The organism is Microbacterium plantarum (assembly GCF_035231185.1).
Classification (GTDB): Bacteria; Actinomycetota; Actinomycetes; order Actinomycetales; family Microbacteriaceae; genus Microbacterium; species Microbacterium plantarum.
The window spans coordinates 2,481,387-2,495,181 of record NZ_CP141117.1 but is presented as its reverse complement, the minus strand read 5'-3'; the positions used below and the strand labels follow the sequence as shown (position 1 = coordinate 2,495,181).

Below are 13,795 nucleotides of genomic sequence, written 5' to 3'. Positions count from 1 at the left end.
TCCCGAAGGGCGAAGGCAGTTTGGATACATCGGCTAGATTCGCGCGCTTGAGCGCGCTTCCGTTCGCCACCGTCACAGCGAGCGGTATGACCGTCCCAGGGCGCGGCGGGAAGATCCGCGAGGTACTCGCGCGGAGGGACCTGCTGTTCCTTCTCGTGCGCCGTGACCTTCAGGTTCGTTACCGCGACAGCTTCCTCGGCTTCCTGTGGACCGTCATCCGGCCCCTCATCCAGTTCCTGATGTACTTCATCGTTCTGGGGCAGTTCCTGCGCGCGGCCGAGGGGATCCAGAACTTCGCGATCTATCTGTTCGCCGGCCTTACGCTTTATATGTTCTTCAACGACACCGTGTCCGGTGCCACGGGCTCCATCCTGGCGAACGGCGGCCTCGTCAAGAAGATCTACCTTCCGCGTGAGATCTTCCCGCTGGCCAGCGTCGGGGGCGCCGGGTTCATGTTCTTCGTGCAGCTCGCTGTACTCCTCACCGCCGCAGTCTTGTTTCGCGCTCTGCCCGCGCCGCTCGAGATGCTCTGGTTCTTCCCCTCGTTCGCTCTGGTGCTCCTCTATGCCACGGCGGTGGGGTTGCTTCTATCGGCGATCAATGTCTACCTGCGTGACATTCAATACCTCACAGAGGTCGTTCTGATGCTTGCCATGTGGGCGTCACCCATCGTCTACTCGTGGCGAATGGTAAGTGACGTCATCGATCGCTTCTCGCTCCCGGCCTGGGGGATCGAGTTGTACCTCGCGAACCCGCTGACGATCGCGATTCTCGGGTTTCACAAGGCGTTCTGGGGTGCGGGGGCGCCGACCGACTACCCTGCGAATCTCGAGCTCAGGATGCTGATCGCAGGCGCCGTCGGAGCGGTGCTGCTTCTCATCGCTCACCGGGTCTTCACCCGCCTGCAGGGCAATTTCGCCCAGGAGATCTGATGCAAGGCACCTACACACCACCCGCTGTCGTCCGCGTTAACAGCGTGCGTAAGCGTTTCCGAGTCCGACGCGACAACAACCTCAAGGACCGCATCGTCCATCTCGGGCGGCAGGGTAAACAGCACCGAGAAGACTTCGTCGCCGTCAAGGACGTGACATTCGAGATCGAAGCCGGGACCACCGTGGCGCTCATGGGCGCCAACGGGTCGGGTAAGAGCACCCTGCTCAAGCTCATCGGGGGCATCGTGTCGCCGTCGAGCGGTTCCGTGGAGACACGCGGCCGTATGGCGGCGCTTTTGGAACTCGGCGCGGGTTTCCACCCGGACCTGAGCGGGCGGGAGAACATCTACCTCAACGCTTCCATCCTGGGTCTCACCCGCGCGGAGATCGACGATCGATTCGACGACATCGTCGAGTTCAGCGGTATCGGTGACTTCATCGAGACGGCCGTGAAGTTCTACTCCTCCGGGATGTACGTCCGTCTCGCCTTCTCGGTCGCCATCCACACGGATCCGGACATCCTCCTCGTAGATGAGGTGCTCGCTGTGGGGGATGAGGCGTTCCAGCGCAAGTGCATGGACCGCATCGCGCGGTTCCGTGCTGAGGGCTGCACCATCATCCTGGTGAGTCATTCCGCACAGCAGGTGGCGGAGCTCTGTGACCGTGGCATCGTCCTGCGCAATGGTGCCGTGGTGCACGATGGCGATGTGGACGAAGCGATCGGCGTTCTGCGTGACGTCCTGGACGGACGTGACGATGCAACGGCTGCGGAGTCTGCGGAGTCGGCGCCGATTACGGTGTCGAGCGTCGAGGTCCTCGACGCTCAAGGCGCCCGCCGTCGCGCGTTCACCTCGGCCGAGACGCTCACCGTGAGGCTCGAGCTCCAGGCCCGGCATGAAATCGACCGATGGGCGGCGGGCTTCAGCGTCAACACGCCCTTGGGGCACATGGTGTTCGCATCGAACACCGACCTCCTTCGCTCCGAGCTTCCCACCCTGTCGGGACCGGCGACCGTGGACTTCTGTGTCGAGGCTTTGCACCTTGGAGCGGGCACGTACCACGTGCACGGAAACGCTGTGGCTCCCGATGAGGGCGGTATCCATGGGATCGCACATGGGGCGACATTCACCGTTCAGACAGAGCTGCAGACGCTCGGCACGACGACGGCCGACGTAGCGGTCGTCGTGCGGACTCACTGACGCATTTCGAGCGCTGTTCGCAGCAAGGTGCGGGCGCGAGCGTCGAACGAATGGTGCGCGCGAACGTGCGATGAGATCTCCCGAAGCCTTTCTGGTGACGGGAAGATGGCATCGAGGTCGGTCCGCAGGAACGAGATCAGTTCGCGAACGGACTCGTATGTCACGACTGCGCCGCCGAACAACTCATCGATGCCTGCGACAGCGTCGCTGACCGCACGTCCCCCAGCGGCGACCACGTCGAAGAGGCGATTGGAAACGAAGCCGTGACGCTGCATCGCGGGCCAGTGATCGTTCATGACCGCGCGCGCGCTCTCGTAAAGCGGGGGTAGCGCCGCGTTCGGCACGCCGGTCGCGACGATCGAGGCGGCAGGGATGTAGCCCCGCCAGTCGGGACCGTAGACATCAATGGGGATGCCGGCGCGGATCGGTTCGACCACGGACGGCCGGGCGATCCCGCGAGCGGTCCCGATGAAAACAAGGCGGTCGGTTCGGGGGAGCCCCGCGGGACGGAAGCGGCGGGCGTCTGTGCACTGAAGCAGCGGAGTCACAGTCATCCCGAAGCGTTCCTCGGTGCTCCGCGCCCAGGCGTCCGACGCCGCGAACACCTTGTCGAAGCTCGACAGTTCGTCGTGCGCGATCTCATCGGGATGACTGATGACCCAGAGGAGTGAAAGAGCGCCCCGTTGCCCGCGGAAGGGCTCAGGGCCACGGAGCGCGAGCACCACGTCGTCGAGGTGCCCCGTTGAGCGCGTCCGTGCGTCGTACGCGTCGATGACCACTTCCTGACCGAGCCTACGGAGAGCCTCCGCCAGGCCCCGAGCGAAGTGCGTGTCACCCCATGACTCGCCGGGCTTGCCGGGGGGAGCAGCTATCTTGATCGCCCAGCGAAGGCATGGGACGACCTCCCCGTCCACCGTCGTCGCGGTTCGCGGCTGGCGCAACAGCTTGGGAGATCCAGCGGTGCCGGGTTGGACGCTGAGTCCGGCTCGCGCAACGAGGGTTGCCAGATCTGCGCCTCCGATCACGCCGCTGTCAGTGACGACGCCGGTGTCGATGACCGGTGCCCGAACCACGACGCGGGTCAGCGTCCGGGCACCGGACGCGGATGATGTCGCCGGCGCGGCGTAGGTCTCGCCCGCGACGTCCGCGACATCCAACACAGCCCCCAGGGCAAGCGCGTCTTCGGGCGGATGGCCCCGGAGCAGGTGTTGTGGGCGGTCTTCGTGCACCACGACACCTGCTGATGCGACCGTTCCATCCCACCCGAGCCACAGCGGCGCAACGGGCCCTCGACTGCCTGCGTCGGCCAGAGTGGACAGAGCCTCCGCATCTATCTCGGCATGTGGTCCGCGCACGACTACCGTAGAGGCAGGGGACTGGGCGATGCGCTCAGGAAGATCGGGTTGGTCTCGCACGATCTGGGTCCGTGGCAGCCATAGCGCGAGGATGCACGATGCGATCCGCGCTTCGCTGCTCGCCGGGTTCAGCGCGATGACGGTAGCGACATCTGAGTCCTGCGCGAGCTTCGCGGCCTCCATGAGGGGGCGTGCAGGGATGCCTTCGTCGTCGGCCAGTCGGCAGACGTGCACGATATGCGCGTCGCTCACTGCTGGCTCGGACGCCGGTGCGGAGCGCGCCGCGGCGAGCACGTCGCTCCAGGCTACGCGTTGCTGCAGGCTCGGGGACGACCCGAGGACGACGGAGCCTTCCGCGCGGGCCGCACGCCATGCGTGCCCGAGGGGGCCGCCAGGCGCAGCGACTGATTCGGGGTGCCGCTCGACATACCCCGGCGCGTCCCAGTTGACGCTCACTTCGACCGAGCGAGGGTCGTTGATGAGGTAGGCGTAGAGGGCGGGTACTCGTCCTGCGTCCGGAAGTTGCGAGGCGACGAGGCGTTCCATGAAGAGCGGGTTCAGCGACATGCCATCGCGGAAGCCGCCGCGCACGTACCGGCGGACGGCTCGCCGTGTCGAGGCGGGACCCCCCTGGCCCACCACGAAATCCATGTCCACGACGCCGGCGCGCCGGATGGTGCGAGCCCACCACATGCGGTCTGCGGATTCCATGATCGGCCGTATCGCGGGGGTGTGGCGCATGCTCCGCCAGACGGCTCGAGCGTGTCTCAGCATCGTTCGATTATATGAAGTCGCTTCCGGCCTCGTCGGAGGCTGATACCTCGGCGCGGTACACTTGACGCGCCATGTCGGACCTGAGTGAACGCGTTCTCGTCATCGTTCCCGCGTGGAACGAGGAACGAAACGTCGGCCACACGGTGCGTGAGATCCTCGCGGCCGACGATCGCTACGACGTTGTGGTAGTGGATGACGGATCGACCGACTCGACCGCAGCCGAAGCGCGCGCGGCGGGAGCAGAAGTGCTCGAGCTTCCCTTCAATCTCGGCGTGGGCGGCGCCATGCGCACCGGATTCACCTTTGCTCAGCGCCGCGGTTACGCGCGCGCCATCCAAGTAGACGCGGACGGGCAGCACAACCCCGATAACATCGCCACGGTCCTGCGCGGACTCGACAACGCCGACATCTCGATCGGGGCGCGTTTCGCGGACGTGGGCAACTACGTCGTGCGCGGCCCTCGACGGTGGGCGATGGTCTTTCTCGCCGCTGTCGTCTCGCGAGTGGCACGCGTGAAACTCACCGATGTGACAAGCGGATTCCGCGCTGCGAATCAGCGCGCCATTGCGCAGTACGTGCGCTACTACCCTGCGGAGTACCTGGGGGATACGCTCGACTCTCTCGTCGAAGCGCTTCACGCTGGTCTGCGGGTGGTCCAGGTCCCCGTCGCTATGCGGCCCCGCATGCACGGAAAGCCCAGTCAGGGTGTCATCGGATCCACCGTGTATCTCGTCAGGTCCGTATTCGCGATCTCGCTCGCGCTCATGCGCGGCGCGCTCCGAAGGAGGCCCCGCGCATGATCGTTCCGATCGGCATCGCTTTCGCCGTTGTGATCCTCGCCATCATCGTGACGATGCTCTTGCGGCGTCACCTGCGCGAGAAGTACGCCGTGATGTGGCTCGTCATCGGAGTGGCGATGCTCGCTCTCGCCCTGTTCCCTGACCTCCTCGGTGCTCTTGCCGGAGTCCTGGGCGTGATCGTTCCGTCGAATCTGCTGTTCGCGCTCGCTGTTGCGCTTCTCATCGGCGTGGCTCTGCACCTCTCGTGGGAGCTGTCGCGAGCCGAGGAGGAGATTCGCCGCATCGCCGAGGAGGTCGCGATTCTCCGCGTGGAACTCGACGAGCTACGGGGTGAACGGTCCTCGGATCACCCGCTGGGCGCGGTGCGGGACGACGCTGCTCTCCCGCCGGACCGGCCCGACGGCGCAGCCGACTGATTACGACGAGCCGTAGCCGCGGCGGATGAGGTCTTCGACGATGATCTCCGAAGGGGAAGCCGACTGGTCGTCCGCTGCCGCACGAAGCGAATCGGCATTCACGAGGAAGCCCCGGAGGACCTCCGGGTCCCATTGCGACAGGACGGCGCTGGTCCCGAGGCCCTCGGTGCGCTCCGTGGCCATGCGATGGATCAAGGTCGGGATGCCGAAGACCGCGGACTCCTCCTGAACGCCCCCGGAATCGGTCACGACGAGCTGCGCGCGTCGTAAGGTCTCGACGAAGACCGAGTGTTCCTGTTTCGGCATCACCGTCAGACGATCTAGGTGCAGCGAGCGGATGACGCTCTCGATGGCGTCTCGGGAGTAGGTGTCGACCATCACCCGGAGGTCGACGGGGCTGGACTCGTGGAGCGTGGTCAGCGTACTACGCACGAGTGACGGGTTCGAGATGAACTCGAAGCGGTGCAGGAGGACGAGGCCGTAAGGCTCAACGGACAGGCTCGTAGCGTCCTCGGTGACGGGGGCTCCATCGCGCACGGCGTCCTTCACCGTGTTGCCCTGGGTCACCACCACGTTGCGCCGGCCGGTGAGATTGGCTGCGGTTTCCGCAGTCGGGGCGTAATGCACTTCCGCCAGGCGTCCGACGATCCTGCGGTCGAGTTCCTCGGGGAAAGGGTGACGCCAGTCCCCTGAGCGCAGGCCCGCTTCAACGTGTGCCACGGGCACTCCGGCGAGACGGCCGATGATGGTGCCGAGCACGGTCGTCATCGTGTCTCCGTGGACGATGACCACGCTCGATTGCGGCGCCCGGCGCAGTGAGCGCAGATTCTTCAGCGTCCAGCACCCAACCGACGCCATCCACCCGAGCATGTGGACGGGTTTCTTGAGCGGTTTGCCCCGCCAGCCGTTTGCAATGACTCGGTCTGGTTCGCGCAGTCCTAGCTGGGGCATTGCCTTGCGCAGTGCGTCCGTGTGCTGGAAGGTCACCCATTGCTGGAACGGCACGCTCCGCGCATCGAGCCGCCGCATGATCGGTGCCAGCTTGATGGCTTCAGCCGTCGTTCCGTAGATGAACACGATCATGAGCTCACTCCTTGCGAGACGACGTCGAGAACGACCTGCGGTGCACGACGACACCGCGGACGAGCCCGGCCCAGAACGGACCGACGAACGGGAAGAGGTAGAGAAGGTAGGCGACAACGGACCTGCGCGACGCTCCTCGCGCGAGGGCGGCCGGAGCGGAGGCAGCCGACAGGACGGCTCCCATGAGCGCAAGCGCCTGTGACCTGCGGCCGCGTTTGACGAGCACGCTGAGAATCACGATCGCGACGAAGGGAGCAGCAGCGAGCGTCAGAAGCACGACGGATCGGCTGAGTGAAGTTCCCGCGTACGAATCCACGAAAAGCGTCCCGCGGTCGAAGGCGTGCCGGAGGAATCCGCTCACGGTTGTACGCGGGCGGTAGACGGCCCGGAAGCCAGGATCCAGCTGTATCCCATGGTGCTCTGCGACCCATCGGAGAATCTTCGTGTCGTCCGACACGAGTGGAGAAGCTACCGTCGGCCCGGCGTGCGAAAACGCTGCCATCAGAACGGACCGCGGAGCCAGTAGCATCGTCGTTCCCTTCGGTCCGGAGTCGAAGTTGTGCGACGTGAGAACGAGCCGGCGAGGACGACGAAGATAGTCGCCCCAGAACAGTCGCGTGGGAACTTCCCAGAACTGCCCGACCAGTGGTGCGGCGGGGTCGGTGACGATGTGTCCGTTCCATACCAATGTGGACGACGCGTTTCGCGTCCGCCACGCATGCTTCAGGCTGCCGGGGTCGATCAGAACCCGGGAATCCAGCAGCAGCACCATCTCGCAGGAAGCGGCCTCAAGACCGCGGAGCCGTGCGCCGAAACGGCCGGCATTGGCCTGCCGAACCAGGACAACGGTGCCCGGGAATCCCTGCGATGCCGCATCCACCGCCGCCGCTGTGTCGTCCGTCGAGCCGTCGTCGACCACAATGAGCTCGGCCCGGAGCCCTCCCTTATCGAGCGCGATACTGAGGGCCGCGATGGTCGACGGGAGCCACCGGGCGGAGTTATAGGAAGGGATCACCACCGTGAGGTCCGAACTGGGCGTGAGCGACGACGACGTCATGGCAGAGCTGGACCTCCGTCGGGGTGGATGGTGCTCCCAGGATCGCGACCCGGTGCCGGATAGCATGATCGGGTGGGGCGGGACACTCGTCCAGAATAGTCCGTGCCGCGCTGGCCCCCTTCCGGTGGAGCCGCCGAGTGTCTCGACCGAGGAGCCTGGTTTGAAGAGCATGCGTCACGCCGCGCGGTTTGCGCGCCCGATTGCGATCCTTGCGGCGGTGGTGATGGCCCTTTTCTGCTGGGCGGTCTCCTCGCCCCCCGGTTCGAGTCCGGATGACGACTATCACATGGCGAGTATCTGGTGCGGCTCGGCCGCCGCGATGGAGCTCTGCGCCGAGACGGGGGCTCCCGAGGAACGCGTGCTACCGGCAGATGTCCTGGACGCAGCCAGTTGCTTCGCATTCGACCCGAATGCCGCGGCGTCATGCGCTCTCGACGACGAAGGGACCCGCGTAAGCACGCGCGGCAACTGGAACGGTGAGGCATACCCGCCGGTCTACTACGCCGTAACCCATCTCCTCGCGAGCGACGATCTTTCGGTGTCCGTCGTCGTCATCCGCGCGGTCAACGTCCTCATCTACGTAGGCTCTCTCGCGGCCGTGTTCTTCCTCATCCCGCGCGGCGCCCGGAGCGCGTTGATCTGGGGTGCTCTGATCACGTCGGTCCCGCTGGGCACGTTCATCATCGCGAGCCTCAATCCGAGCTCGTGGGCTGTGACATCCGCCTCAACTCTCTGGGTCGCGGTCTGGGGATTCCATTCTCAACGGGGGGTGCGGAAGATCCTCCTCGCGGTTCTGACAGTCGTGCTCGTGATCCTCGGCGCGGGTGCGCGAGGCGATTCCGCCGCTTATGCAGTTCTCGCCCTCATCGCAGGCAGCGTGCTTGCGTTCCGTCGCGACAGGAGGTACCTGCTCGAACTGTTGCTGCCCGTCGGTCTCATTGCAGCGTCCGCGGCGCTATTCCTCAGCGCGGGGCAGTCAGCTGTCGTCGGAGGCGCAACCGTCGTCGAGAACGAGACCTACACGTTCACAGAGCTCCTCTTCATCAACGTCAAGCAACTACCTCAGCTCCTCGTCGGGTTCCTGGGGACCTGGGGACTGGGTTGGCTCGATACCTACATGCCCGGGATCGTATGGGTAGTCACGATGACCGTGTTCAGCGGTGTCGTTTTCTGGGGACTCGGACGGGGGGACTGGAGAAAGTGGCTCGCTCTCGCCGGAGTCGGCGCGGGGGTCATCGCTGTGCCGCTCTACATACTGATGCACGACGGAGTCGTGGTCGGTAACGGGGTCCAGCCCCGATATGTCTTCCCGCTCATCATCATGTTCGCCGGGATCGCGGTCTTCGCCCGTGGCCGCGCGTCGCTCGGACTCAACCGCCTCCAGCTGACGGTCGTCGCGATCTCGCTCGCCGTCGCGAACAGTGTCGCGCTGCACGTCAACCTGCGGCGCTACGTCACCGGGCTGGACGCTGTTGGGATCAATCTCGACCGCGACGTGGAGTGGTGGTGGAACGCGCCCATCTCGCCGATGGGCCTCTGGGTGCTCGGAAGCACGGCCTTCGCCATGGTGATCGGGTTGCTGATGACCCTCGCGTGGCCGCGCCATGCGCGAATCGCTGCGGTGGCGTCGGACCGTGAGTCCTCACTGGCGAGAGAAGTGGAGGCCGAGGCATGAGGGGCGCGGCAGGCGGGCACGTTAGAACCCACGCGGCGGCGTTGACCGCCGTAGGCGTGGCCAGCGCTCTCGGTGCGGTCGCCGCATTCGTCTTCCAGATCGTCACCGCCCGTTCTCTCGGAACCGCGGATTTTGGCCTGCTCGCAGCCTTCTTCTCGATCGTGAACGTGGCGGCCATCGGCAGCTCGGCAGTGCAGAATTCGGTTGCGGTCGAGACCGCCGCGGCACCCCGGTCCGGGGGGACCGGCCTTCGACGACAGATCCCAACCGATGCTCTCGTCATCGGTGTTGGCGGTGGGCTCCTCGTCGCAGCCCTCGCGCCGTGGATCGCGGATGCCCTCGGCGCAAACCTGAGCGTCGTGTTCGCAGCAGCCGCGACGATTCCGTTGAGCTTTTTGTTCGCGTCCTTCGTGGGCCGCGTGCAGGGGTCAGGTCGTGCCGCCGCGGCCGTGGGATGGTCGACGGCGTCGCTTGTCCTGCGGGTACTCTTCGTCGCGCCGCTGATGTTGCTGGGTCTAGGCGTAGGTGGTGCCGCGGGTGCCGTGCTCGCAGCTACAGGAATTGCGACGATCGGGGCGGCTCTGGCGGCGCGGAGCGTGCCCGGACCTACCCGGACGATCTTCACCGGCGACGGGGCGACGATCGTCACGATCACCGTGGCCCTCGCCTGGCTCACGAGCGCAGACGTCTTCTTCTTGAGGATGTTGGCGCCTGCGGACGTCGCCGGGTCGTACGCCTCCGTGGCTGTGCTCGTTAAGGCCGCGTTCATCCTTCCCTCGACCCTGTCGCTCTACCTGCTTCCGAGGTTCGCACGCAACCGCGGGCACTCGCGGTTGACCTGGCTGGGAGTGGGCGTGTCGGTACTGGCCTCCGCCGGGGTCTCGCTGCTGCTGCTCGTCATCTTCGCTGTCGCCGGTGGCCCGATCATCGATCTCCTCTACGGCCCCGCGTACGCGAGCGCAGTGTCTCTCCTCGTCCCTGTCGTCGCTGCTTACATCCCTTGGATCATCCTGCAGGGTTTGCTCATCCAGCTCATCGCTGACGCGTCTCGTCTCGCGGCGGTCAGCCTGTGCGCGGCGGTTGTCGTGCAGGCACTGGCTTTCGTCCGATTCCTGCCGGACGTCGCGTTCGCGCTTACCGCCTTCGGTGTTCTGGGAGCGATCCTCTGCGCCGTCCTTATCGTGGTGGTCGTCGCCAAAGTCAATCGGAGTGGAAGGAGCCTGACCCATGAACAGTCGTCGTGACGGCATCACCGGGTACATCGCCGGCGGGCTCGGCAACCAGCTGTTCATCCTCGGTGCGGCCTGGGAGCAGGCTGAACGGCTCGGGTGTCCGTTGTATCTGGACGCGTCGCACTTCCGAGTGGAGGGAACGCGCGGCTTCGAGGTCGACGCTCTCGCGACACCGGCACGCACACTCGATCCCTCAGAGAGCTGGCGTTCGCTGCGGCTCAACAGTGAACGAGTTCTGCCGTTCCCCAACCGTCTCGGACGCATCTATCTCGAGCGCGACGCAGACCGTTATGCGGACACGATCGATCAGGTCCGGCCCGGCACCACTCTGGTGGGCTATTTCCAGTCGCGCAGATACTTCCCGACCGTTGCGCCACGACTCATCGACGCGATGCTCGCGATGCCGGAGACGGAAGCGGAGTCGAGCATACTCGCCCGCATGCGCGCAGAACCGGCGATCACACTCCACCTGCGGCGTGGTGACTATCTCGCTGTGCCCACGGCGCGCCAGTTCATCGCATCTGTCGACTATGCGAAACGCGCGCTGGCGTTGACGCGCGATCTCGGCCTGGATCTTCCGGTTCGAGTGTTCTCCGACTCGGTTGACCTTGTTCGAGATGAGCTCGCAGGGGTCGACGCGCAGTTCGATTTCGTCGCCGACGACGGCTCGCTCAGCATCTGGAGCACCCTCAAGGCGATGTCTGAGGGAACAGCGATGATCATGAGCAATTCAAGCTTCAGCTGGTGGGCGGCGACCCTCATGGCCCGGCGCCCAGAGAAGCCGCCGGTGATCATCGGTCCGCGACCCTGGACCTCGAGCGGAACGGCGAAAGCAGATCTGCTGGAGGCCGGATGGATCACCCTGGACGCGAGGTGAGCGCGCGGCTGCTGCTCCCGGCAGCCCGCCCTCAGGCTCGTTCGACTGTGCGTTCGAAGGCGGCAAGCGTCCCTTCAGCCGTCGCATCCCAGGTGAACGTCGACGCCCGCGCGAGCCCCGCTGCGGACATCCGGGTGCGCCGTGCGCTGTCGGTGAGGCACGATTGGATGACCGAGGCGATACTCCGGGGGTCGAGGGGGTCGAAGTACGCCGCCGCGGGCCCGCCCACCTCGCGTAGCACCGGGATGTCGGAGCAGACGACCGGACAGCCGCGTTCCATGCCTTCGAGCACCGGGAGCCCGAAGCCCTCGAAGAGCGTGGGAAAGACGACGGCTGCGGACGTCGCGTAAAGTTCATCCACCTCCGCTCGGGTGAGCCAACCACGCAGGTCGACCCAACGTTGCAGGCCCCTCCGTTCGACCTCCGCGAGGAGCGGATCATCGGCATGGCTCCCGGAGATCACCAGGCGCGGCCTCTCAGACTCCGGTATCAGGGACATCGCTTCGATGAGGCGCGGGAAGTTCTTATGCGGCATGCGATTTCCGAGACTGAACAACCCCGATCGAGGAGCATCGCCCGTGCCCGCGGGCGTGGCGCCCGAACTTCCGGGGTGGACGACCGAGACGTCCGAAGCCTGACGCCCCGTCACCTCAAGGATGTCGCTCTTAGCGGTGTCCGACACCGTGATGATGTGCGATGCGGCACGCGCCGCGCGCGAGATGAGGAATCGGGTGGGAATGACCCCGACTCGGCTCGGAAGGAACTCCGGCCGCTTGAAGGCGAGCACATCGTGAAGCGTCAGCACCATCGGAACAGGTGGCCGGGGAGGCCCGAAGTTTGCCGGCGCGTGGATCAAATGGGCGCCGGCGTCACGCGCGGCGCGTGCGACACCGGTGAGCTCGCCCCAGGCCCACTGTGCGCGGTTGTCACAGCTGAGCCCGGAGTCGACGATACGGCCAGGAAACCAGTCGGCTCCGGCTGCGACGAGCTCACGGCTTGCGAACCCTACGAATTCCCAGCCTGGCCTTCCGGACAGGCGCGAGTACACCTCGCGCGCAACGGTTTCGGTACCCCCCTGCTTGCCCGTGAAGAACAGGAGATCCACCAGTACACGGGTCACTCGTCCATCCTATCTCCGGTGGATTCGCTCGCGCCGGGCGGCGACTCAGCGACGAGTGTGCGGTACGACGTCCGGGTGCTTTTGAACAGCCACGCCATGGCGATCGCCTCGGTCAGGGCGTAGCCGACAGCAGTCCCGATCGGTCCGATGGTCAGAGTCAGAGCGATCATCGTCGGGAGACCGATGGCGCTCCCCAACAGCGTGCCGCTCATCACGGTCCGTGTCGCACCGACCGGAAACAGAAAATGGCGCATGAGCGAGGTTCGTGTGGAGTAGCAGGCGAACGCGAAGCCCAGGACTATCACGATCGCGGTCGGAGCCGCCGCGTCCTCGCCGAAGAGCAACGCGCTCACAGCGTGGCCCGCAACCGCCAGAACTACCCATCCGAGAAGTCCCATCAAGACATGAGCGGTGAGAGCGATCCGCAGGCGCCGCGCACGTGCAGCGCCGCGGACCTCCGTCGTCCAGAACTGCAGCGCGTTCGCAAGCGTCACCGGGAGGAACTGCCCGAGCTTGACCATCTTGTCGGCTGTCGCGAACCCCGCTGCCGCCGTGCTGGCGGTGGCGACGTTCACCAGGGGCACGGGCGTCGACGAGTACAGACCCAGAGCGGCCTCGTTGATCGCCACGGGAGCGCTGCGGCGGAACAGGTTCGGAAGGTCTCCGGAGACGGGCCATCGTGCGGGAAAACGACGGAGCACACCAACCGTGTACCAGGTCGTGCCGATGACGGTGACGGCGATACCCGCTAGGGGATAGATCTCGATCGGGGCCGCCCATACGCCGATGGCTACAGCAGACATGATGGCCGCGAGCAGCCGAGGCACGGCGTCATAGATCGCGATTGCGAGCGGATCGCCCAGGCCAACGGCGAACCAGGTGTAAGACATTGCGATGAGCGCCCCCTGCAGCCCCATCAGCACCGTGAGCAGCTGGAATCCGTCCGTGGCGATGCCCACGCAGATCACCACCGCCGCGGGCAACGCCACGGCTGCTGTCATGGCGCGCACCACCAGCGCCTCCCGGAAGAGCCGGCCGCGGTGGGCGTCGTCCGCCGTCGCGACAAGCGCCGGGCCGATCGTCGTCCATCCGAACGCCAAGGCGATCGCGGCGAAGGTGCCCACTGCTTCGCCGGCGAGCGCGCTGGCCCAGCCCGCCGGGCCTGCGGCGCGCGAGACGACAGAGAGAACAACGAGCGGCGACACCGCGGCGAGCGCGGGCAGGACGGTGAAGCCGAGAAGTCGTCTCCTGCTCGATCCGGGTCCGGAGGTCACG

At 65.9% G+C, this 13,795-nt stretch carries 12 protein-coding genes; 7 read left to right on the top strand and 5 right to left on the bottom strand.

Going from position 1 to position 13,795, the window contains the following annotated elements; translation table 11 throughout:
- The first annotated feature begins 47 nt into the window (after positions 1-47).
- Entirely contained in the window at positions 48-932 is an 885-nt protein-coding gene (locus tag VC184_RS12150) for an ABC transporter permease (protein WP_323986375.1), read from the top strand.
- Between the two features lie 44 nt (positions 933-976).
- On the top strand, positions 977-2,131 hold the full coding sequence (locus VC184_RS12145; RefSeq protein WP_323986374.1) for an ABC transporter ATP-binding protein: 1,155 nt from the start codon (positions 977-979) through the stop codon (positions 2,129-2,131).
- Here VC184_RS12145 and VC184_RS12140 read toward each other — a convergent pair.
- A complete protein-coding gene (locus VC184_RS12140; RefSeq protein WP_323986372.1) occupies positions 2,125-3,780 on the bottom strand; it encodes a glycosyltransferase in 1,656 nt (551 codons plus the stop codon). The genes VC184_RS12145 and VC184_RS12140 overlap by 7 nt on opposite strands.
- Before the next feature lie 551 nt (positions 3,781-4,331).
- Between VC184_RS12140 and VC184_RS12135 the strand changes: the two genes are divergently transcribed.
- Together VC184_RS12135 and VC184_RS12130 are read left to right on the top strand one after the other, a co-directional pair.
- Positions 4,332-5,060: a glycosyltransferase family 2 protein gene (locus VC184_RS12135; protein WP_323986370.1), complete on the top strand. Its 729-nt coding sequence runs from the start codon at positions 4,332-4,334 to the stop codon at positions 5,058-5,060.
- Positions 5,057-5,476 (top strand): DUF2304 domain-containing protein, encoded by a 420-nt coding sequence (locus VC184_RS12130; RefSeq protein ID WP_323986368.1) that lies wholly within the window; start codon positions 5,057-5,059, stop codon positions 5,474-5,476. The genes VC184_RS12135 and VC184_RS12130 overlap by 4 nt, the downstream gene beginning before the upstream one ends.
- Here the strand turns inward: VC184_RS12130 and VC184_RS12125 are convergent, their stop codons facing one another.
- On the bottom strand, positions 5,477-6,559 hold the full coding sequence (locus VC184_RS12125; RefSeq protein WP_323986366.1) for a UDP-N-acetylglucosamine 2-epimerase: 1,083 nt from the start codon (positions 6,557-6,559) through the stop codon (positions 5,477-5,479).
- Between the two features lie 4 nt (positions 6,560-6,563).
- The gene (locus tag VC184_RS12120) at positions 6,564-7,577 is read right to left on the bottom strand and encodes a glycosyltransferase (protein WP_323986364.1); all 1,014 of its coding nucleotides are present in this window, start codon (positions 7,575-7,577) and stop codon (positions 6,564-6,566) included.
- 19 nt (positions 7,578-7,596) lie between these two features.
- On the opposite strand from VC184_RS12120, the gene VC184_RS12115 reads away from it, so the two are divergent.
- The 3 genes from VC184_RS12115 to VC184_RS12105 are packed head-to-tail and all read left to right on the top strand — an operon-like array spanning position 7,597 to position 11,400.
- Positions 7,597-9,291: a DUF2142 domain-containing protein gene (locus VC184_RS12115; RefSeq protein WP_323986362.1), complete on the top strand. Its 1,695-nt coding sequence runs from the start codon at positions 7,597-7,599 to the stop codon at positions 9,289-9,291.
- 56 nt (positions 9,292-9,347) lie between these two features.
- Positions 9,348-10,535, top strand: coding sequence for an MATE family efflux transporter (locus VC184_RS12110; protein WP_323986360.1), 1,188 nt, complete (start codon positions 9,348-9,350; stop codon positions 10,533-10,535).
- Positions 10,519-11,400 carry an alpha-1,2-fucosyltransferase gene (locus VC184_RS12105; RefSeq protein WP_323986357.1) on the top strand — a complete coding sequence of 294 codons (882 nt, stop codon included), beginning with the start codon at positions 10,519-10,521 and terminating at the stop codon, positions 11,398-11,400. The genes VC184_RS12110 and VC184_RS12105 overlap by 17 nt, the downstream gene beginning before the upstream one ends.
- A gap of 31 nt (positions 11,401-11,431) precedes the next feature.
- Here the strand turns inward: VC184_RS12105 and VC184_RS12100 are convergent, their stop codons facing one another.
- Positions 11,432-12,448 carry a glycosyltransferase family 4 protein gene (locus VC184_RS12100; RefSeq protein ID WP_323987764.1) on the bottom strand — a complete coding sequence of 339 codons (1,017 nt, stop codon included), beginning with the start codon at positions 12,446-12,448 and terminating at the stop codon, positions 11,432-11,434.
- Positions 12,449-12,516: 68 nt separating this feature from the next.
- Positions 12,517-13,794 carry a polysaccharide biosynthesis protein gene (locus tag VC184_RS12095; protein WP_323986355.1) on the bottom strand — a complete coding sequence of 426 codons (1,278 nt, stop codon included), beginning with the start codon at positions 13,792-13,794 and terminating at the stop codon, positions 12,517-12,519.
- Between the last annotated feature and the right edge of the window lies 1 nt (position 13,795).